A 19,778-nucleotide genomic window follows, 5' to 3' on the forward strand; every position below is an offset into this window, starting at 1 on the left:
CTAGGCAGCGTCTTCCAGATCGGCCATCGCGGCCACTCCGGTCAGCTCGGTGAGTATCGACTCGCCCTGGTCGGCCGCCTCGCGGCGCGGGCAGGCACCCCGGCCCAGCAGGGCCTGGATACGGCGTACGCACGACCCGCAGTCGGTGCCCGCCTTGCAGGCCGACGCTATCTGCCGGGGGGTGCAGGCACCGCCCTCCGCGTGCTTCGCGACCTGCGCCTCGGTCACACCGAAGCAGTTGCAGACGTACACGCGGGTCACCTCCCGGACGGGGATCGAAGTAGTCGTGCCATCCCGATAATCGGTGAGGCTAACCTAACCTTACCCGCCGCGCAGGTGCCGCAAAAGTGCCGTGGGGCGGGGATCGTATGTGATCCCCGCCCCACGGCACACTGCTGTAACAGGTGAAACGGTTACTGGTCCCTGTACATCTCGGCGACGAGGAAGGCCAGGTCAAGGGACTGGCTGCGATTCAGGCGCGGGTCGCAGGCCGTCTCGTAGCGCTGGTGCAGGTCGTCGACGAAGATCTCGTCGCCGCCGCCCACGCACTCGGTGACATCGTCACCGGTGAGCTCGACGTGGATGCCGCCAGGGTGGGTGCCGAGGCCCTTGTGGACCTCGAAGAAGCCCTTCACCTCGTCGAGCACGTCGTCGAAGCGGCGGGTCTTGTGACCGGAGGCCGCCTCGTACGTGTTGCCGTGCATCGGGTCGGTGATCCAGGCGACGGTCGCGCCGGACGCGGTGACCTTCTCGACCAGCTCGGGCAGCTTGTCGCGGACCTTGTCCGCGCCCATCCGCACGATGAAGGTGAGCCGGCCCGGCTCGCGGTCCGGGTCGAGGCGCTCGATGTACTGCAGCGCGTCCTCGGCGGTCGTCGTCGGACCGAGCTTGATGCCGATCGGGTTGCGGATCTGGGAGGCGAACTCGATGTGCGCGCCGTCCAGTTGACGGGTGCGCTCGCCGATCCACACCATGTGCCCGGAGACGTCGTAGAGCTTGCCGGTGCGGGAGTCGACGCGGGTCAGGGCCGACTCGTAGTCCAGCAGCAGCGCCTCGTGCGAGGCGTAGAACTCGACGGTCTTGAACTCCTCCGGGTCCGTCCCGCAGGCCCGCATGAAGTTCAGCGCGTTGTCGATCTCCCGCGCGAGCTGCTCGTAGCGCTGGCCGGACGGGGACGACTTCACGAAGTCCTGGTTCCAGGCGTGCACCTGGCGCAGGTCCGCGTAACCACCGGTGGTGAAGGCGCGCACCAGGTTGAGCGTGGACGCGGACGCGTTGTACATCCGCTTCAGGCGCTCGGGGTCCGGGATGCGGGACTTCTCGTCGAAGGCGAAGCCGTTGACCGAGTCGCCCCGGTACGTCGGCAGCGTCACGCCGTCACGGGTCTCGGTGCCCTTCGAGCGCGGCTTGGAGTACTGGCCGGCGATACGGCCGACCTTGACCACCGGCACCGAGGCGGCGTACGTGAGTACGGCGCCCATCTGGAGCAGGGTCTTCAGCTTGTTGCGGATGTGGTCGGCGGACACCGCGTCGAAGGCCTCGGCGCAGTCGCCGCCCTGGAGGAGGAACGCCTCTCCCTTGGCGACGGCCGCCAACCGGGCACGCAGCTGGTCGCACTCGCCCGCGAAGACGAGCGGCGGATACGACGCGAGGTCCGCGATCACTGCGCGCAGAGCCTCGGTGTCGGGGTACTCGGGCTGCTGCGCCGCGGGCAGGTCTCGCCAGGTGTTGCCAGCGCTGGCGCTGGTCTTAGCGTTCACGGTCACGACCTCAACATTACGGGGTCGTGTCGAGTCGTTTTCGCACGGCTCGACAGGTGAGACACCCGCACGCTCAGGTGCGCGTGGGGTAGGGTGCCTCGCATGTTCGCGCACTCGACCCAGAACTCGATCCAGAACTGGTGGTGGACCGCTCATCCGGCGGCCCACTGACTGCGCGTACTCCCAGTACTTCGCGAAGGCCGCCTGAGGGCGGCCTTCGGCGTTTCCGGGGCCGTTCCTCATCCATCGATGGCAGAGGAACCATGGACCTGACACAGCTGCTCCACGACGACCGCCCCTTCGCCCTGCTGCGCCGCCGCACGCCGGGCCACGACCAGAGCACGGTCGAGGTGCTGCTCGGCCCGGTCACCACCTACGACCGCCTCGCCGACCTCCCCGACGAGGGCCTGGCCCTGATCCCGTACCGCCAGATCCGCGAACGCGGCTTCGACGTCCGCGACGACGGCACCCCGCTGGCCTTCCTCACCCCCGAGGAGTCGCACGCGATCCCGCTCGCCGACGCCCTGGAACAGCTGCCGACGCACGCCGTGCGGGTCGAGGGCGGTGGCTTCGACGTCGACGACGAGGCGTACGGCGAGATCGTCGGGCGGGTGCTCCGGGAGGAGATCGGGCGCGGCGAGGGCGCCAACTTCGTCATCCGGCGGACGTACGAGGGCGAGATCCCGGGGTACGGCAGGGCCGACGCGCTGGCGCTGTTCCGGCGGCTGCTGGTGGGTGAGCGGGGGCGTACTGGACCTTCGTCGTGCACACCGGGGAGCGGACGCTCGTGGGGGCGAGTCCCGAGGTGCATGTGCGGATGTCGGGCGGGACCGTCGTGATGAACCCGATCAGCGGGACGTACCGCTATCCGGCCGAAGGCCCGACGCCCGAGCACCTCCTCGCCTTCCTCGCCGACGGCAAGGAGATCGAGGAGCTGTCGATGGTCGTCGACGAGGAACTCAAGATGATGTGCACAGTGGGCGACATGGGCGGGGTCGTCGTCGGCCCGCGGCTGAAAGAGATGGCCCATCTCGCGCACACCGAGTACGAGTTGCGCGGCCGTTCCTCGCTGGATGTGCGCGAGGTCCTGAAGGAGACGATGTTCGCGGCGACCGTCACCGGCTCGCCGGTGCAGAACGCCTGCCGGGTCATCGAACGGCACGAGGTCGGCGGACGCGGCTACTACGGCGCCGCCCTCGCCCTGCTCGGCCGGGACTCCGGCGGCGCCCAGACCCTCGACTCCCCCATCCTCATCCGCACCGCCGACATCGACCCGTCCGGCCGGCTGCGGGTACCGGTCGGCGCCACCCTCGTCCGCGGCTCCGACCCTGCGAGCGAGGTCGCGGAGACCCACGCGAAGGCGGCGGGAGTGCTGACGGCTCTTGGCGTACGACCGTCCCGGCCGCGCGACGAGGACACCCGCCCCCGGCTGGCCGACGACCCCCGGGTGCGCGCCGCGCTCGACGGCCGCCGCACTTCCCTCGCCCCCTTCTGGCTGCGGATGCAGGAGCGGTCCGAGGAGCTGACCGGGCACGCGCTGGTCGTCGACGGGGAGGACACCTTCACGGCGATGCTCGCGCACGTGCTGCGGTCGAGCGGCCTGGAGGTGACCGTGCGGCGGTACGACGAGGAGGGGCTGCGGGAGGCGGTGCTCGCGCACGAGGGTCCTGTGGTGCTGGGGCCCGGGCCCGGTGATCCCTCCGACATGGCCGACCCGAAGATGCGGTTCCTGCGCGCGCTGACCGCCGAGGTCGTCCGCGAGAACCGACACGGCGTCCTCGGCGTGTGCCTCGGGCACGAGCTGATCGCGGCGGAGCTGGGGCTGGAGATCGTACGGAAGGAGGTTCCGTACCAGGGGGCGCAGACGGCGATCGATCTGTTCGGTCGGGAGGAGACCGTCGGCTTCTACAACAGCTTCGTGGCGCGGTGCGACGACGAGGCCGCCACCGAGCTGGGTGCCCATGGCGTGGAGGTGAGCCGGAGCGGGTCGGACGAGGTGCATGCGCTACGGGGGCCTGGCTTCGCGGGCGTCCAGTTCCACCCCGAGTCGGTGCTGACGCTCAACGGGGCTGCTGTCGTACGGGAGTTGGTGGGGCAGTTGCGCGGGACGGGTGCGGGGTCGGTGGAGCGCCGGACGGGCTGAGGGGCCCGGCCGACGCCCGGAGTGCGGCCACGGCTCAGCCGAAGAACACCCCGACCTCCTCGTACAGCTTCGGGTCGACCGTCTTCAGCTGGGCCGTGGCCTCCGCGATCGGTACGCGGACGATGTCCGTGCCGCGCAGGGCGACCATCTTGCCCCAGTCGCCGTCGCGGACGGCCTCGATGGCGTGCAGGCCGAAGCGGGTGGCGAGCCAGCGGTCGAAGGCGCTCGGGGTGCCGCCGCGCTGGACGTGTCCGAGGACGGTGGTGCGGGCCTCCTTGCCGGTGCGCTTCTCCAGCTCCTTGGCCAGCCACTCGCCCACCCCGGAAAGGCGGACGTGCCCGAAGGAGTCGAGGGACCCGTCCTTCAGTACGACATCGCCGTCCTTGGGCATGGCCCCCTCCGCGACGACCACGATCGGGGCGTACGACGCCTTGAAGCGGGAGGTGATCCAGGCGCACACCTGGTCCACGTCGAAGCGCTGCTCGGGGATGAGGATGACGTTCGCGCCGCCCGCGAGGCCGGAGTGGATGGCGATCCAGCCGGTGTGCCGGCCCATCACCTCGCAGACCAGGATGCGCATGTGCGACTCGGCGGTGGTGTGCAGCCGGTCGATGGCCTCGGTGGCGATGCCGACGGCGGTGTCGAAGCCGAAGGTGTAGTCGGTGGCGGACAGGTCGTTGTCGATGGTCTTCGGTACACCGACGCAGGGCACCCCGCTCTCGTCCCACAGCCGCGCGGCCACCCCGAGGGTGTCCTCGCCGCCGATCACGATGAGCGCGTCGACCTCCTGCGCGGCGAGGTTGGCCTTGATCCGGCTGATGCCGTTCTCCAGCTTCAGCGGGTTGGTGCGGGAGGAGCCGAGGATGGTGCCGCCGCGGGGCAGGATGCCGCGCACCGCGGGGATGTCGAGCCGGACGGTGTCACCTTCGAGTGGGCCTCGCCAGCCGTCCCGGTAGCCGACGAAGCCGTAGCCGTACTCCTGCACGCCCTTGCGGACGATGCCCCGGATGACGGCGTTGAGTCCGGGGCAGTCGCCGCCTCCGGTCAGTACTCCGACGCGCATGGAAGTGTCCCTTCGCCGCGGTTTCCTGTGACAGCCACGCTAATGGTGATCCAGGTCACAGAGGGATGGGCGGGAAGGTCAATTCGGAGATCAATTCCGGTGAATTGTCAGGGAGTTGATCTAGCGGGCCGGCTACGCGTCGTCGAGGCCGCGCTCTATCGCGTACCTCACCAGCTCCACCCGGTTGTGCAACTGGAGCTTGCCGAGCGTGTTCTGGACGTGGTTCTGGACCGTGCGGTGCGAGATGACCAGGCGTTCGGCGATCTGCTTGTAGCTCAGGCCCTTGGCGACCAGCCGGAGTACTTCGGTTTCCCTGTCGGTGAGTTGGGGCGCCTTGGGCTCGTCGCTGTCGGCGGCCGGTGCCGGGTCGGAGGCCAGCCGACGGTACTCGCCGAGGACCAGTCCGGCGAGGCCGGGGGTGAACACCGGGTCGCCGACCGCCGTGCGGCGCACCGCGTCCAACAGCTCTTCCGTGGACGCCGACTTGAGCAGATAGCCGGTCGCTCCCGACTTCACCGCCTCCAGTACGTCGGCGTGTTCGCCGCTCGCGGAGAGGACCAGGACGCGCAACGCCGGGTTGGCGCCGACGAGTTCCTTGCAGACCTGGACGCCGGGCATCGCCGGCAGGTTCAGGTCGAGGACGAGGACGTCGGGGGCTGCGGCCCTGGCGCGGCGCACCGCCTGCTCGCCGTCACCGGCGGTGGCGACCACGTCGAAGCCGGACTCGGCCAGGTCGCGGGCGACGGCGTCGCGCCACATCGGGTGGTCGTCGACCACCATGACCCTGATCGGGCCCTGCTGCTCACTCATCGTGTCCCCGCCTTCCCCCGCGACTTCGGTACCTTCAGCTCAACTTCCGTGCCCTGCCCGGGAATCGAGACCAGCTCGGCGCTGCCGCCGAGATCCCGCAGCCGCCCCCGGATCGACAGGGCGACCCCGAGCCTCCCCTCCCCCTCGGCCTGCGCGAGCCGCCCCTCGGGGATACCGGGCCCGTCGTCCCGTACGGTCACCACGACCTCCCCGGGCTCGTCCTCGACCAGAATCCAGGCACGGGCGTCCTCACCGGCGTGCCTGCGCACATTGTCCAGGGCGGCACCGACAGCGGCGGCCAGCTCCTTCGCGGCGGGCGCGGGCAACGGCACCGGAGCGCCGGGCTCGGCGAAACTCACCTTCGCGGCGGCGTAGGGGGCGAGCAGGGAACGCAGATCGACCGGGCCGTCGCCGTCATCATCGGATTCTTCCTCTACGGCCCTCACGACCGCGCCCTCCGCCGCGTCCAGCGAGACCCGGGAGACCGGGACCAGGCCGCCGGAGACCAGGGTGCGCAGCGCGACCTCCTGCTCGCCCGCCATCCGGCCCAGCTCGCTCGCCTCGCCGCCGAGCACGGCACCGCGCCGCTGCACCATGGCCAGTACCTGGAGGACGCCGTCGTGGATGTCGCGGGCGAGCCGCTCGCGTTCCCGGGTGGTCGCCTCGATCTCCAGGGCGCGGGCGAGGGTGCGCTCGGAGGCGCGGGCGACCTCCACGACGTAGCCGATGGCGATGGAGGCGACCCAGACGAGGACGACGTTGTGGACGGTGTCGCGGGCCGGGGAGCCGCGCTCGATCAGGTTGGCGACGGCGACCGGTGTGGAGGCGAACGCGGCCCAGCGCCAGCCGCCCTTGATGGCGAACGCGAGGACCGAGCCGGCGGTCCATATCGAGGGCAGGGTGGGGCCGCCGCTCTGTATGTGGTGGTCGTCGGCGGCGATCGGGGTGAGGACGATGCCGATCAGCGCGATCGAGAGGTCGACGGCGAGGAAGCGCTTGGTGCAGGCGACCGCGCTCTGGACCCGGGGCAGGGTCGCGAGCGTCCAGACGAACAGGACGACGTAGAAGGCGATGGCGATGCCCGGACGGTCGAACTGGTCGTACTCGGAGGCGAACAGGCCGACCGCGTACAGCATGGTCAGCACCCGGTAGCCGCTCAGCGCACGCCACAGCGGCTGCTCGACCGACATTCTGATGACACGCACGCGTTTGGTCATGTCCCCCACCACCCCCGACACAGACTGCCCTGTCTAAGGGCTGGTCTGTTCCTTCTCCGCTTGCGTGAGTGCGGCCTTGGCCGCCTTCTCCGCTTCCTTGTCGGCCTTCGCCGCCTCCGCGATCTGCCGCTTGGCGGCGGTCGCGTAGATGTCGACGTACTCCTGGCCGGAGAGCTTCATGATCTCGTACATGACCTCGTCGGTCACCGCGCGGAGGACGAAACGGTCGTGCTCCATGCCGTTGTACCGGCTGAAGTCGAGCGGCTTGCCGATCCGGATGCCGGGCCGCATCAGCTTCGGCATCACCTTCCCCGGCGGCTGGATCTTCTCCGTGTCGATCATCGCGACCGGGATGACCGGCGCGCCGGAGGCGAGCGCCACGCGCGCGAGGCCACCGGGCTTGCCCCGGTACAGACGGCCGTCCGGGGAGCGCGTGCCCTCGGGATAGATACCGAACAGCTCACCGCGCTCCAGGACGTCGATCCCGGCCTTGATCGCGGCCTCGCCCGCCCCGCGCGCACCGGAGCGGTCCACCGGAAGCTGGCCGGCGCCCTTGAAGAACGCGGCCGTCAGCTTGCCCTTCACCCCGGGTGTCGTGAAGTACTCGGCCTTCGCGATGAAGGTCACCTTGCGGTCGAGGACCGCGGGCAGGAAGAACGAGTCCGAGAACGAGAGGTGATTGCTCGCCAAGATCGCGGCGCCCTCGGCCGGAATGTTCTCGAGGCCCTCCACCCAGGGCCGGAAGGCGACCTTCAGCGGTCCCCCGATGGCGACCTTCATCGTGCCGTACAACAAGCGAGTGCCTCCCGTGTCTGTCGATCAGACCTTAACCCGGAGCACCCGCAAAGGACCCGACGACCCTGGTCGGTGTCAGTGCGGTCGCGTACGGTTAACCGCACCTGGACTTGTTCACACCCCTCTCATGAACACGCGTCTCACCAACACGCCCCTCTCATGAACAGGAGACCGAAGGTGCCGGTCCTCCCCGGAGCCGAGCCGTACCGCCACGAGGGCGGGGAGGTCGGAGTTCTCCTCTGCCACGGCTTCACCGGTTCCCCGCAGTCGCTGCGCCCCTGGGCGGAGCATCTGGCCGAGCGTGGCCTCACCGTGTCGCTGCCGCTGCTGCCCGGGCACGGCACGCGCTGGGAGGACATGCAGCTCACCGGCTGGCAGGACTGGTACGCGGAGGTGGACCGCGAGCTGCGCGCCCTGCGCGAGCGCTGCTCGCAGGTCTTCGTCGCGGGCCTGTCGATGGGCGGCGCGCTGGCGCTGCGGCTGGCCGCGAAGCACGGCGACGAGATCAGCGGTGTCGTGGTCGTCAACCCCGGTATCAAGGTGCACGGCCTCGCCGCGTACGCCCTTCCGGTGGCCCGCCACCTGGTGCGTACGGCGCCGGGCATCGCGAGCGACATCGCGAAGGAGGGCAGCGAGGAGGTCGGGTACGACAAGGTGCCGCTGCACTCCGCGCATTCCCTGCGGAATTTCTTCCGGCTGGTCGACCGCGAGCTGCCGCAGGTCACCCAGCCGCTCCTGCTGCTGCACAGCCCCCAGGACCATGTGGTGCCGCCGGCCGACTCGGCCCGTGTCCTCAGTCGGGTTTCCTCGGTGGACGTGACGGAGATCCTGCTGGAACAGAGCTACCACGTCGCGACGTTGGACCACGACGCGGACCGGATTTTCGAGGAGAGCTTCGCGTTCATCGGCCGGCTCGCACCCAGTGCCGGCAAGCAGGTGTCCGACACGGGCCGGGTGAGCGAGCAAGAAGGGACGGCCACAGGTGGCTGAGCACGACTCCGACCGCGAGGGCCTCGAACCGGACGAGCAGGGCGTCCCGTTCGACGAGGAGGCCGCGTGGGCCGCGATCGTCGCCGGGTACGGCGACGAGCCCAAGGATCCGCCGGGCGCCAAGCCGTTCAAGTCGATCGAGGACCTGGCGCTGCTCGATCCCGAGAAGAACGACGAGCAGCCCAAGGCCAAGGAGCAGCCCAAGAGCAAGGACAAGGACAAAGGCACGGAGGAGCCGCCGCCCGCCAAGCCGCTGGGCAGCTCGGTCTCCTTCGCGCCCGGCGTCGGCGGCCCCCGCGACTACACCGCGCCGGACTCCTCCGAGGAGGACTTCGACGAGGACGACGAGGGCCACTTCGTGCCGCCGGAGCCGCCCGCGCTGCCCGCCGCCGACACGACGGCCAAGTTCGCCTGGCTCGGGGTGATCGGCGGCCCGATCCTCCTGCTGCTGGCGGTGCTGCTCGGCTGGGACATGACCTGGTGGCTGACGACCATCGGCATCGGCGGCTTCCTCGGCGGCTTCGGCACGCTGGTGATGCGGATGCGCACGGACGAGGAGGACGGGGACGATCCGGGGCGGGGCGCGGTCGTCTAACTCCGGGAGTTCACGGGGATTTTGAGGGCGGCCAGGACCGGGAAGTGGTCCGTGGCCGCCCTCAAGTCCGTCTCCGTCACTCCAGGTTGTCCGAGCGGGACCCCGCACCCGAGTACCTCGATGCCCTGCGTCGCGAAGATCGCGTCGATGCGCTGGAAGGGGTTGCCGGGGGTCCAGGTGTACTCGTCGCCCCAGGGGGCGGTGGCCCAGCAGTCCTGGAGGTCCTTGGCCAGCCGCGTGAAGGTGCGGCCGTCGGGGCGGTCGTTCAGGTCGCCGCCCGCGATCACGTGGTCCACGCCCATGCCGGCCAACCGGTCGAGCAGCATGCCGCCCTGCTCGTAGCGCTCGTCCTGGCGGAGGCTGAGATGGCAGCTGAGGACGCCCAGGCGGGCGGCTCCGAATCGTACGACCGCTGTCGCGAAGCCTCGGCGGTGTTCGCCGGGGGTCAGTGGCAGGAGTACGTCCTCCGTGCGTTCGACTGTCGCGCGGAGTGAGCAGAGCAGGGCGGGGCCCGCGGCGGAGCCGCCGCCGGTGAGGACGACCAGGTCGGATGCGGATGCCAGTCGGGCGAGCTTTTTGCGCCAGCGGAAGAAGCGGGGGGCTTCCTGGACGAGGACGAGGTCCGGGGCGCAGGCCCTGATGACCCGGGCCAGGGCGTCCGTGTCGTCGCGCATCGAGCGGATGTTGTAGCTCAGGACGCGGATGGTCGCGGAACCGTCGGGGTCTGTGCGGGAGTTGGGGAGCGGGGTCGTCGCCATGCGGATCAAGATACGACCAAGCATGGGGATGCGCGGGTCGGGTGTCGACTGCGGGTGCGTCGTGGCTGGTCGCGCAGTTCCCCGCGCCCCTGAAAACAAAAGCAGGGCGCGGGGAACCGACGTAGCTCAAGAAGTGAGCCTCACATGATCGGGTCCGGCTCCCTCGCCAGGTCTGCTGCTCCGACCATCCCGGCCTTGTTGCCCAGTTGGGCCGCGATCACGTCGGCGACCGGGCGCCAGTTGCCGCCTACCAGCCAGCGCTTGTAGGACTTGCGGATCGGGTCGAGGACCAGTTCGCCCTCGTCGGAGAGGCCGCCGCCGACGATGAACGCGGAGGGGTCGAAGAGGGAGGCGAGGTCGGCGAGGCCGGCGCCGGCCCAGCGGGCCAGTTCGCGGTAGGAGTCGACGGCCACCGGGTCGCCCTGGCGGGCGGCCATGGAGATGTGCTTGCCCTCGATGCCCTCGGGGGTGCCGTCGCCGAGGGAGAGGAGCACCTCGGCGGCCTCGGGGGTCGCGTTGGCGCGCTGCTTGGCGTAGCGGACGAGGGCCCGGCCCGACGCGTACTGCTCCCAGCAGCCCTGCGAACCGCAGCCGCACAGCAGGCCGTCCGGGACCATGCGGATGTGGCCGAACTCGGCGGCCACCCCGAAGTGCCCGCGGCGCAGCTTGTTGCCGATGATGATGCCGCCGCCGAGGCCGGTGCCGAGCGTGATGCAGATGACGTTGCGGTGGCCCTTGCCGGCGCCGAACTTGTACTCGCCCCAGGCCGCGGCGTTCGCGTCGTTCTCCACGACGACGGGGAGGCCCACGCGGGCCTCGACCTTGTCCTTCAGCGGCTCCTGGCGCCAGTCGATGTTCGGCGCGAAGTAGACCGTGGAGCGCTGACGGTTGACGTAGCCCGCGGCACCGATGCCCACGCCGACGATCTCGTGCCCGGCGCGCGCTCCGTCGACTGCGGCGGCGATGGCGTCCACGATGCCCTCGGGCGTACCCGGAGTCGGCACCTTGTGGGTCGAGAGGATGTTGCCTTCCTCGTCGACCACCCCGGCCGCGATCTTGGTGCCGCCGATATCGACGCCGATGGTGAGTCCCATGAATCCCTCAGTTTCGGTCGAGCCCCGCTACGGCCCACCGTACCCGAGGGGCTTCTAGTCCAGGTCGATGCGCTCCCCCGGGCCGGAGTCCTCTCCCGGGTCGCGCAGGTTCTTCAGTTCGCTGTCGCGTGCCGTCCAGCGTTGTTCCTGGGCCTGGACCGCGGAGCGGTATGCGGCGAGGAGTTCGTTTCCGGCCGCCGCGAGGTGGTCGAAGACGTCCGGGTTGCGTTCGATGACGGGCTCGACGGCGGCGCGGGCCTGCTGGACGACCTGCTTCACCACCTGCTGGGCGGCCGGTCCCGCGACCTGGCCGAGCAGCGGTGACTGGAGGCCGGACAGCTTGCCCGTAACGGTGTCGACGAGCTTGCGCAGTTCCTCGGCGGCCGAGCCCGGGGGCGAGCCGTACTGGGTGCGGCGGCGGGCCTTCTCCGCCGCGAGGTCTTCAGCGGCCGCCGTCGCCCAGGCGTCGGCGTCGGTCGCCCGCACCTCGTCGAGCGCCTCTTCCTTGCCGGCGTCGGACGGGGGGAGCTCTTCGCTCATGACGGACTCCTGACTACGGTTCGTCTCTACGACGTTACCCGAATGGGCGTACGTGCTTCACGGGGTCCGGCCCCACAAATCCGCACTCGGTCACTTTCCCTGTGGCCACAGGTCCGGGTCGGGCGCGAAACGGATACGGAGTTCACCCTCGCGCAGGGCGGCACCGGCCACGGTGCAGCGGCGCAGGGCCGACGGGAGCGGCACGATCCGGCGGAACCGGCCGACGGTGACGACGAGTTCGTCGCCCCGGCGGACGAGGTCCAGTTCGTCGCGTATGGCGCCGGGCAGCGGGATGTGCCAGACGAGGACCCTGTCGCCGCCGTCCTCGGTCAGCCGGTCGACCACCGGCCACTCGACCGTGGAACCGGCCGCGTTGACGCCGGGCACGGCGAGCGCGGCGAGGTCGTCGGTGCCGCGCGGGTCGTGGCCGAGGTGCGGGACGTGCCGAACGTCGTGCGTCTCCCGCCACTCGTCCAGGGTCTTGCGCTGCTGTACGCCCAGGCCGGCCAGCCAGGTGTCCTCGACGGACTCGGGCAGCACCCGGTTGGCGACCAGCAGGTCGGGGCGCAGGCCGCGCAGGGCGAGGGCGAGACCGGCCTCGCGGACGGCGTCGGCGCCGGCCGGTCCGGGCTCGGCGACCAGGCGTACGGCGGTGTTCCGGTCGGCGAGGACGGCTTCGACGGCGGCCAGTTCTACGTCCCAGCGGCCTGCCGTGTCGTAGAGCCATTCCGAGGGCATCGGGACGCCGGCGAGGCGGCCGAGGACCGGGCGGAGCGCGCGGGCCGCTTGCCGCTCGGCGGGGAGGAGGCGGCGGAGATAGCGGCGGAGTTCCTCGGGGAGGGCGAGGAGGGCGAGCGCCTGCGGGGTGGGCGGGAGGTCCACGACGAGCAGGTCGTAGGCCTCGGAGAGGGCCGCGTCGCGCAGGGCGCGCAGGAGGGTGAGTTCCTCGGCGCCGGGGAGGGGGGTGAGTTCCTCCGCGTCGAGGCGTGCGGCGCCCAGGAGTTGGAGGGCGGAGGAGGCGCGTTCCTGGAAGGCGGTGAGGTCGGCGCGGAACGACTCCGTGGCGTCGGGGCGCCAGGCGGTGAGGTGTTCGGTGATCCGTACGGGCGCCGCGCCTGTCACCACGCCCAGGGCGGCGCCTAGGGTGTCGCCGCGGTCGGCACCGAGGAGCAGTGTCCGTGTGCGGTTGCCTGCGGCGGCTTGGGCGGTGGCTGCGGCGAGGGTGCTGCGGCCGCTGCCGCCGGGGCCGGTGATCAGGAGGGTGCGCATATGAGTGAACGGTAGTCGCTCGGTGGGGGTTGGGCGCCGTTGCTGGGGGCTGCCGCCCCCAGGCCCCCGCTTCGGCCCTGAAGGGGCCTCGTCCTCAAACGCCGGACGGGCTGAGAAATACCGGCCCGCGTTCGGAAGGCGCCGGACGGGCTGATGATTGCCGGCCTGTGCTGAAAAGCGCCGCAGGGCTGGATGATGCCGGCCTGCGTCAGAAAGGCACCGCACGGGCTGGAAAACAACCGGCGCTGAAAAAGTCCCCCTACTTCAAAAACCCCTACTTCTCCCCCGACTCCACCCGCTTCTTCAACCCCGCCAGCGCCCGGTCGATGATGACCTTCTCCGCCTTGCGCTTGATCATGCCCAGCATCGGGATCTTGACGTCCACGGTGAGGAGGTAGGTGACCTCCGTGGCGCCCGCGGCCGTCGGCTTGAGGAGGTAGGAGCCGTCCAGGGAGCGCAGCATCTGGGACTTGACGAGGGTCCAGGAGACCTCGTTGTCGCCGGTCCAGGTGTACGCGAGGGTCTGGTCGTCCTTGATCGCGCCGGCGTCCATGACGAGCCGGACCTGTTCGGCGCGGCCCCGCTCGTCGGTCTTGAGGACGTCGGCCTCCTTCACCTCACCGGTCCAGTCCGGGTAGCGGGCGAAGTCGGCGATCACCTCCATGACGTCGGCCGGTGCCGCCTCGATCGTGATGCTCGAGCTGGTGTGTTCCGCCATCGCTGTGGCTCCTCCAGATGCGGGCCGGTGGGACGTCGTCGTGCACGTGTGCATGCAGCGTGAAGGCTACCGCGCTGCCGACCGCCCCACTTCACCCCCTACCTGCGGACATCAGGGGGTGGTCACCATTCCAGGGCCCAGGGCTTGCCGCTGCCCGCGAAGTGCCCCACGTTCACGCACTCGGTCGCCCCGATCCGCATGCGCCGCACGAGCGGCTGGTGGACGTGGCCGAACAACGCATACCGGGGCCTGGTACGGCGGATGGCGTCCAGGAGGGCCCGGCTGCCGCGTTCGAAGCGGCGCGCGACGGTGTCGTAGACCAGCTCGGGGACCTCGGGCGGGATGTGCGTGCACAGGACGTCGACCTCGCCGACGGCCTCGATCTTCGCGGCGTACTCCTCGTCGCTGATCTCGTACGGCGTGCGCATGGGGGTGCGCAGGCCGCCGCCGACGAAGCCGAAGGTGCGGCCGCCGATCTCGACGCGTTCGCCGTCGAGCACGGTCGTCCCGGGGGTGGCGTACTCGGGCCAGAGGGTCGGCATGTCGACATTGCCGTAGGTGGCGTACGTCGGGGTGGGGAAGGCGGCGAACATCTCGGCGTACTGTTTGCGCACCGCCTTCTCGATCAGGGCCGCTCGGTCGCCGCCGACCCCGGCCCAGAGGCGGGTGCCGAGTTCGCGGGCCTCCTCGAAGCGGCGGGCGGTGCGCAGCTCGACCAGGCGGTCGGCGTTCTCCTCGCCGAACAGCTCGGGGAAGATCCCGCGCGAGTGGTCGGCGTAGTCGAGGAAGAGGACCAGGTCGCCCAGGCAGATCAGGGCGTCGGCACCCTCGCCGGCTCCGGCCAGGTCACGGGCGTTGCCGTGCACGTCGCTGACCACATGTACGCGCGTCCGGGAGTTACCGGATGGTGTGGGTGCCATGACGATCAAGCGTAGGCGTGTGCGGCAAACGTGAACAGTGGCGGCCATGCTTGCGGTTACTGGCCAGTCAAGAAAGGCGTGGACTACTGTGCGCGAGGAAACACCAATCTGTGTGACGCAGCGAACATCTCGCCGGACCCCCCTGTCGTAGGACCCATACCGACGGGTAACGTCCGGGCAGTCCAGTCGTGCTCAGGATTTCAACCACCGGTCCTGACGCACCTGCCCGAGCCTTGGACCGGACCGTCGCATCACACAACGTCGTGGCGCCGGCGCCCTATGAGGAGCAGCAGTCTTGCGCGAGTTCAGCCTTCCGGCTTTGTACGAGGTCCCCGCGGACGGCAACCTGACCGACATCGTCCGCAGAAACGCCGCGCAGCACCCAGATGTCGCCGTCATCGCCCGCAAGGCGAACGGTGCCTGGCAGGACGTGACCGCCACGGTCTTCCTCGCCGAGGTGCACGCCGCCGCCAAGGGGCTCATCGCCTCCGGCGTCCAGCCCGGCGACCGCGTCGGCCTGATGTCCCGCACGCGGTACGAGTGGACGCTGCTCGACTTCGCGATCTGGAGCGCGGGCGCGATCACCGTGCCGGTGTACGAGACCAGCTCGCCGGAGCAGGTGCAGTGGATCCTGAGCGACTCGGGCGCCACCGCCGTCATCGTGGAACAGGACGGGCACGCCGCCGCCGTCGAGTCGGTGCGCGCGCAGCTGCCCGCGCTCAAGCACGTCTGGCAGATCGACGCCGGCGCGATCGACGAGCTGGACCGCGCGGGCAAGGACGTCACCGACGCGACCGTCGAGGAGCGCAGCTCGCAGGCGAAGGCCGACGACCCGGCGACCATCGTGTACACGAGTGGCACCACCGGCCGACCCAAGGGCTGTGTGCTCACCCACCGCAGCTTCTTCGCCGAGTGCGGCAACATCGTGGAGCGGCTGCGCCCGCTGTTCCGCACCGGCGAGTGCTCGGTGCTGCTGTTCCTGCCGCTCGCGCACGTCTTCGGGCGGCTGGTGCAGATCGCGCCGATGATGGCGCCGATCAAGCTGGGCCTGGTCCCGGACATCAAGAACCTCACCGACGAACTCGCCTCGTTCCGGCCGACGTTGATCCTCGGTGTGCCGCGTGTCTTCGAGAAGGTCTACAACTCGGCGCGCGCCAAGGCGCAGGCGGACGGCAAGGGCAAGATCTTCGACAAGGCGGCCGACACCGCGATCGCGTACAGCCGCGCGCTGGACACGCCGGCGGGTCCGTCCCTCGGTCTGAAGATCAAGTACAAGACCTTCGACAAGCTCGTCTACAGCAAGCTGCGCGCGGTGCTCGGCGGCAAGGGCGAGTACGCGATCTCCGGCGGCGCCCCGCTGGGCGAGCGTCTCGGGCACTTCTTCCGGGGGATCGGCTTCACCGTCCTTGAGGGCTACGGGCTGACCGAGTCCTGTGCCGCCACCGCCTTCAACCCCTGGGACCGGACGAAGATCGGCACGGTCGGCCAGCCGCTGCCCGGCTCGGTCGTGCGCATCGCGGACGACGGCGAGGTGCTGCTGCACGGCGAGCACCTGTTCAAGGGCTACTGGAACAACGAGGCCGCTACGGCCGAGGCGCTCGCCGACGGCTGGTTCCACACCGGCGACATCGGCACCCTCGACGAGGACGGCTACCTCAGGATCACCGGCCGCAAGAAGGAGATCATCGTCACCGCGGGCGGCAAGAACGTCGCCCCGGCCGTGATCGAGGACCGCATCCGCGCGCACGCGCTGGTCGCGGAGTGCATGGTCGTCGGTGACGGGCGGCCCTTCGTGGGCGCGCTGATCACGATCGACGACGAGTTCCTGGGCCGCTGGGCGGCCGAGCACGGCAAGCCGGCGGGTGCCACCGCGGCGTCGCTGCGAGACGACCCGGATCTCTTGCAGGCGATCCAGGACGCCGTCGACGACGGCAACGCCGCGGTGTCGAAGGCGGAATCGGTGCGGAAGTTCCGCATTCTGTCCTCCCAGTTCACGGAGGAGTCGGGCCACCTGACGCCGTCCCTGAAGCTCAAGCGCAATGTGGTGGCGAGGGACTACGCGGACGAGATCGAGGCCATCTACCAGAAGTAGACGGGTAGTTGGGGCCTGACTGACGGGTAGTTGGAGCTTTCGGGGCTCAGAAGTCCTCGGCGAGGACCCGTTCCAGCGTGCGCTCGGCGAGCGCGGTGATGGTGACGAACGGGTTCACGCCGATATTGCCCGGCACCAGTGAGCCGTCCGTGACGTACAGCTTCGAATACCCCTTCACCCGGCCGTAGTTGTCGGTCGCGTTGCCCAACACACAGCCGCCCAGCGGGTGATAGCAGAAGTCGTCCGCGAAGACCTTGCTGGGCGTGCCGAACAGGTCGGAGCGGTAGATCGTCGCGTTGGCCGAGTTGATCCGGTCGAACAGCTTCTTGGCCATGGCGACCGAGACCGCGCTCTGGGCCGCGGTCCAGCCCAGCTTCACCGTGCCGCTCGCCGAGTCGTAGGTGAAGGACGCCCGTTGGGGGTTCTTGGTGATCGCCAGATAGAGGCTCACCCAGGTCTCGAACCCGATGGGCAGTGGGGCGATCTCCGCGAAGACCGGGTTGTCGGTGTTGGCCCAGTCGTCGATGCCCATGACCGGCATCGTCGACTGGTTGGCGCCTGTGGTGTCCCAGATGTGGTTGGCGCGGCCCAGCATGGTGTTGCCGTTGGGCCCCCAGCCCGCCCCGACCGAGGAGTTGAGCGCGGGCAGCGTGCCCGTGTCCCGGGCGCGGACGAGGAGTTCGGTGGTGCCGAGGCTGCCGCCGCCGAGGAACAGATAGGTGCAGCTGTACTGCTTGGTCTCGACGACCGTGCCGGTGTCGTCGATCCGGTCGACGGTCAGGACGTACGACCCGTCGCTCGCCCGCGTGACTGCCTTGACCTTCTCCATGGTGTGGATGGTGACCTTGCCGGTGCCGAGCGCCGAGGCGAGGTAGGTCTTGTCGAGGCTCTTCTTGCCGTAGTTGTTGCCGTAGATGACCTCCTGGGCGAGCGCCGACTTGGTGGCGGTGCCTGCCGCCTCCTGCTGCATGTACCCGAAGTCGTAGACGTTGGGCACGAAGGTGGTCGTCAGGCCGGTGTTCGTGGCGGCCTTCCGCGAGGTGCGGGTGAACTGGTACCACTCCGTCGACTCGAACCACGTCGGGTCGATGGTGTTGACGCCGAGCATGGTGCGGGCGCGCGGGAAGTACGTGTTGTACATCGCGGTGGCGTCCACGGTGGGGAACTGCTCGGTGAAGTACGACTGGCGCGGGGTGACCGCCATGCCGCCGTTGACCAGGGAGCCGCCGCCGACGCCCCGGCCGACGTAGACGGACATGCTGTCGTAGTGCACGCGGTCCAGGGCGCCCGGGTACGGGGTGATGTCCTTGTTGACGACGTCCAGCCACAGGAAGCTGGCGAGCGGGGCCTCGGTGCGGGTCTTGAACCACATCGACCGCTGGTCCGGGTTGGCGGTGTTGCAGAAGATCTTGCCGTCCGCGCCCGGGGTGTTCCAGAGCCTGCCCATCTCCAGGACGACGGTGGTGATACCGGCCTGGCCGAGGCGGAGGGCGGCGACCGCACCGCCGTAGCCGGAGCCGACGACGATCGCGGTCGCGGTGGTGACGGCGGCGGGTTCGACGGCCTGCGCGGACTGCAGGCCGATACGGGTGAGACCGGCGGTGGCGGCGGTCTGGAGGGCGATCATGCCCAGGATTTGACGTCTCGTCAGCTGATGCTGCGTCAGTTTTGCTGTCATGCGCGCAGCATCTGCGGATTATTGAGTTCCGCCTAGAGGTACTGCCGAGTATGGATCGGACCTTTGGCGCAGCTTTTGACAGAGGGCTTCCACAGAGGTGACGGACGGCTTCTACAGAGGTGACAGACGGCTGCTACAGCAACGCCCGGAGCCTCTCCGCGAGGAGATCCCAGCGCCATCGCTCCTCGACCCACTGCCGGCCCCGCTCGCCCATGTTCTGCCGCAACTCCGGGTCACCGAGCAGCGCGACGATCCGGTCGGCGGCCTCCTCCGGGGAACCGCCCCGCACGACCCACCCGGTCTCGCCGTCGAGCACGGCGTCGGGCGCGCCCCCGGAGTCACCGGCGACGACGGGCAGCCCGGTGGCGGACGCCTCCAGGTAGACGATCCCGAGCCCCTCCACGTCGAGACCGCCGCGCCGGGTCCTGCACGGCATCGCGAAGACGTCACCGGCGCCGTAGTGCGCGGGCAGTTCGGACCAGGGCACGGCGCCCGTGAAGCGCACGGAGTCGGTGACGCCGGTCTCCCGTGCGAGCCGCCGCAGGTCCTTCTCGTACGGCCCGCCGCCCACGATCAGCAGTACGGCGTCGGGCTGCCGGGCCAGGATGCGCGGCATGGCGAGGATCAGCGTGTCCTGCCCCTTGCGCGGCACGAGCCGGGACACGCACACGACGACGGGCCGGTCGGTGAGCCCGAGCCGCGCCCGGATTTCGGCACCACCCGACCCCGGATGGAAGACCTTCTCGTCGACACCGGGCGGCAGTTGGACCATCCGCCCGGCCGCCTCCGGGGTCAGCGCGGCGGCGATCCGCGAGCGCGTGTACTCCCCGAGGTAGGTGATCGTGTCCGTCGACTCCCCGATGCGGTGCAGGAGTTGACGCGAGGCGGGCAGCTGCGCCCACCCGGCCTCGTGCCCGTGCGTGGTGGCCACCAGCCGCTCGGCACCGGCCTTGCGCAGCGCCGGCGCCATCAGCCCGAGCGGCGCCGCCGCCCCGAACCACACCGCCGTACACCCGTGTTCACGGAGCAGCCCGACGGCCGTGCGGGTCGCGGCGGGCGTCGGCAGCAGCATGGTCGTGGAGTCGCGTACGACGGTGAACGGCTGCTCGGCGTCGAAGGCGGCCGTCGCCTCGGCACCTTCCCGGCCGCGCTTCCAGGTCGAGGCGTAGACGACGAGCCGCTCGGGCTCCAGGCGCAGCGCCATGTTGTGCAGAAAAGCCTGGATGCCACCGGGCCGGGGCGGAAAGTCATTGGTCACGATCAGGGTCTTGCGCACGCGGCAGACCCTACCGGGCGAGTGGTCACAGTCCGCCACGGCCGCGCTTCATGGCCATCG

The 19,778-nt window shown here is 70.1% G+C and carries 18 protein-coding genes and 1 pseudogene; 5 read left to right on the forward strand and 14 right to left on the reverse strand.

The window, feature by feature from the left end; genetic code table 11:
- Nucleotides 1–261 carry a (2Fe-2S)-binding protein gene (locus tag OO70_RS24605; protein WP_078623126.1) on the reverse strand — a complete coding sequence of 87 codons (261 nt, stop codon included), beginning with the start codon at nt 259–261 and terminating at the stop codon, nt 1–3.
- A 152-nt stretch (nt 262–413) separates the two neighbouring features.
- The gene (locus OO70_RS24610; protein ID WP_043675465.1) at nt 414–1,766 is read right to left on the reverse strand and encodes a class II 3-deoxy-7-phosphoheptulonate synthase; all 1,353 of its coding nucleotides are present in this window, start codon (nt 1,764–1,766) and stop codon (nt 414–416) included.
- Nucleotides 1,767–1,862: 96 nt separating this feature from the next.
- Here OO70_RS24610 and OO70_RS57085 point away from each other — a divergent pair, with 96 nt between their 5' ends.
- A complete protein-coding gene (locus OO70_RS57085) occupies nt 1,863–1,931 on the forward strand; it encodes a trp operon leader peptide (protein ID WP_106971759.1) in 69 nt (22 codons plus the stop codon).
- Nucleotides 1,932–2,023: 92 nt separating this feature from the next.
- A pseudogene (locus OO70_RS24615) lies at nt 2,024–3,903 on the forward strand (anthranilate synthase family protein).
- Between the two features lie 34 nt (nt 3,904–3,937).
- Here the strand turns inward: OO70_RS24615 and OO70_RS24620 are convergent.
- The 4 genes from OO70_RS24620 to OO70_RS24635 form a co-directional block, all read right to left on the reverse strand.
- Nucleotides 3,938–4,966, reverse strand: a complete 1,029-nt coding sequence (locus tag OO70_RS24620) for a 6-phosphofructokinase (protein WP_043675467.1) — start codon at nt 4,964–4,966, stop codon at nt 3,938–3,940.
- Nucleotides 4,967–5,098: 132 nt separating this feature from the next.
- On the reverse strand, nt 5,099–5,776 hold the full coding sequence (locus OO70_RS24625) for a response regulator (RefSeq protein ID WP_043675470.1): 678 nt from the start codon (nt 5,774–5,776) through the stop codon (nt 5,099–5,101).
- Nucleotides 5,773–6,993 carry a MacS family sensor histidine kinase gene (macS, locus tag OO70_RS24630; RefSeq protein ID WP_043675628.1) on the reverse strand — a complete coding sequence of 407 codons (1,221 nt, stop codon included), beginning with the start codon at nt 6,991–6,993 and terminating at the stop codon, nt 5,773–5,775. The genes OO70_RS24625 and macS overlap by 4 nt, the downstream gene beginning before the upstream one ends.
- Before the next feature lie 33 nt (nt 6,994–7,026).
- Complete coding sequence (locus tag OO70_RS24635) at nt 7,027–7,773, reverse strand: lysophospholipid acyltransferase family protein (RefSeq protein ID WP_043675630.1); 747 nt, start codon at nt 7,771–7,773, stop codon at nt 7,027–7,029.
- A 192-nt stretch (nt 7,774–7,965) separates the two neighbouring features.
- Between OO70_RS24635 and OO70_RS24640 the strand changes: the two genes are divergently transcribed.
- Complete coding sequence (locus tag OO70_RS24640; RefSeq protein WP_043675473.1) at nt 7,966–8,778, forward strand: alpha/beta hydrolase; 813 nt, start codon at nt 7,966–7,968, stop codon at nt 8,776–8,778.
- A complete protein-coding gene (locus tag OO70_RS24645; protein WP_043675476.1) occupies nt 8,771–9,373 on the forward strand; it encodes a hypothetical protein in 603 nt (200 codons plus the stop codon). Before OO70_RS24640 ends, OO70_RS24645 begins: the two co-directional genes overlap by 8 nt.
- Here OO70_RS24645 and OO70_RS24650 read toward each other — a convergent pair.
- The 6 genes from OO70_RS24650 to OO70_RS24675 all read right to left on the reverse strand — a co-directional run bounded on the left by OO70_RS24650 (nt 9,370) and on the right by OO70_RS24675 (nt 14,630).
- Nucleotides 9,370–10,131: an endonuclease/exonuclease/phosphatase family protein gene (locus OO70_RS24650; RefSeq protein WP_043675480.1), complete on the reverse strand. Its 762-nt coding sequence runs from the start codon at nt 10,129–10,131 to the stop codon at nt 9,370–9,372. The two genes, OO70_RS24645 and OO70_RS24650, sit on opposite strands and share 4 nt — an antisense overlap.
- Before the next feature lie 140 nt (nt 10,132–10,271).
- Entirely contained in the window at nt 10,272–11,225 is a 954-nt protein-coding gene (locus tag OO70_RS24655) for an ROK family glucokinase (protein ID WP_043675483.1), read from the reverse strand.
- Nucleotides 11,226–11,279: 54 nt separating this feature from the next.
- Nucleotides 11,280–11,765, reverse strand: a complete 486-nt coding sequence (locus OO70_RS24660; RefSeq protein WP_043675485.1) for a DUF5304 domain-containing protein — start codon at nt 11,763–11,765, stop codon at nt 11,280–11,282.
- A 90-nt stretch (nt 11,766–11,855) separates the two neighbouring features.
- Nucleotides 11,856–13,034 (reverse strand): ArsA family ATPase, encoded by a 1,179-nt coding sequence (locus tag OO70_RS24665; protein WP_043675488.1) that lies wholly within the window; start codon nt 13,032–13,034, stop codon nt 11,856–11,858.
- Nucleotides 13,035–13,308: 274 nt separating this feature from the next.
- Entirely contained in the window at nt 13,309–13,752 is a 444-nt protein-coding gene (locus OO70_RS24670; RefSeq protein WP_043675490.1) for an SRPBCC family protein, read from the reverse strand.
- A gap of 122 nt (nt 13,753–13,874) precedes the next feature.
- On the reverse strand, nt 13,875–14,630 hold the full coding sequence (locus OO70_RS24675) for a metallophosphoesterase family protein (RefSeq protein ID WP_043675493.1): 756 nt from the start codon (nt 14,628–14,630) through the stop codon (nt 13,875–13,877).
- A 337-nt stretch (nt 14,631–14,967) separates the two neighbouring features.
- On the opposite strand from OO70_RS24675, the gene OO70_RS24680 reads away from it, so the two are divergent.
- Complete coding sequence (locus OO70_RS24680) at nt 14,968–16,764, forward strand: AMP-dependent synthetase/ligase (RefSeq protein ID WP_043675496.1); 1,797 nt, start codon at nt 14,968–14,970, stop codon at nt 16,762–16,764.
- Nucleotides 16,765–16,810: 46 nt separating this feature from the next.
- Here OO70_RS24680 and OO70_RS24685 read toward each other — a convergent pair whose 3' ends face one another.
- Together OO70_RS24685 and OO70_RS24690 are read right to left on the reverse strand one after the other, a co-directional pair.
- Nucleotides 16,811–18,442 carry a GMC oxidoreductase gene (locus OO70_RS24685; RefSeq protein ID WP_456113480.1) on the reverse strand — a complete coding sequence of 544 codons (1,632 nt, stop codon included), beginning with the start codon at nt 18,440–18,442 and terminating at the stop codon, nt 16,811–16,813.
- A 133-nt stretch (nt 18,443–18,575) separates the two neighbouring features.
- The gene (locus OO70_RS24690) at nt 18,576–19,718 is read right to left on the reverse strand and encodes a glycosyltransferase family 4 protein (protein WP_043675502.1); all 1,143 of its coding nucleotides are present in this window, start codon (nt 19,716–19,718) and stop codon (nt 18,576–18,578) included.
- Between the last annotated feature and the right edge of the window lie 60 nt (nt 19,719–19,778).

It is taken from the genome of Streptomyces xylophagus, from assembly GCF_000716435.1.
GTDB classification, from domain to species: Bacteria; Actinomycetota; Actinomycetes; order Streptomycetales; family Streptomycetaceae; genus Streptomyces; species Streptomyces xylophagus.